We start from the raw sequence: 783 nt of genomic DNA, 5'->3' as shown, positions 1-783 counted from the left end.
ACGCCGAACTCGGCCCGGAGGATCGCGCGGACGTCCCGGCCGCGGAGGGTGCAGACGCCGTCGGCGGGCGTCGGCCCGGCCTTCAGGCGGGCGCGGAAGCGGTCGACGTCGGGCTCGCGCAGGAGCGTGGGCTGGCCGGGCCGGGGGCGGTCGCCGAGGGCGTCCGGCCCCTCGGCGTTGTAGCGGGCGACCCACTGCTGCACGGCCCGCCGCGACGGCCCGAGGGCCGCGGCGACTTCCGGGGCGGTCAGGCCCGTGGCGGCCAGGTAGACGGCCCGCAGCCGGAGGAGCAGGCGTTTGTCGCGCTGGGCGTCGGCCCGATCTCGCAACTCGTCCGGCGTCAGGTGGCCGGCGGCATGCATGGGGGGGCTATGAGGCGTCCCCGCCATCATCACCAGTGCCGCCCCAGGGCGCAAGAGCGCGCCGATTCTAGATGGACTCCGTATCCGCCCTCTCAAGAAGCGCGTGCGAGCGGCGTAGGATCTCGCCCATCGTGACCGCGACCCAGCTCAGCTTCTCCTCGCCGACCTGGACGATCATCGCGTGGGTGTAGCCTGCATCCACTTCGCCTTCGGGCGGATAGCCGGCGGACGCCAACTCCTGCAGACCCTCCTCGTCCATGCGGCGGCGAAACTCGGCCAGCTCCTCGTCGCGGAGCGATGGGAATCCCGCGTACGGGTTGTTGTTATACACGCAGAGCACGCCCAAATCCTTGATGAACCAGGTCCCGCGACGCGAAGGAAAGTGGTCCTCATGCGCCTCACGCGCCAGATCCATCGCCAT

2 protein-coding genes are annotated in these 783 nt (G+C 71.3%); both read right to left on the bottom strand.

What is annotated here, in order from left to right; genetic code table 11:
* Positions 1–362: helix-turn-helix domain-containing protein (locus G6O68_RS31955; RefSeq protein ID WP_165253822.1), on the bottom strand; the 362-nt coding region annotated here is incomplete at its 3' end.
* 67 nt (positions 363–429) lie between these two features.
* A partial coding sequence (locus G6O68_RS31950) for a hypothetical protein (RefSeq protein ID WP_165253820.1) occupies positions 430–783 on the bottom strand: 354 nt, incomplete at its 5' end.

The sequence above is a fragment of the Paludisphaera soli genome, from assembly GCF_011064595.1.
Taxonomy (GTDB): Bacteria; Planctomycetota; Planctomycetia; order Isosphaerales; family Isosphaeraceae; genus Paludisphaera; species Paludisphaera soli.
Note: the sequence above shows the minus strand (reverse complement) of the source record. Positions and strands in the feature narration are given on the sequence as shown.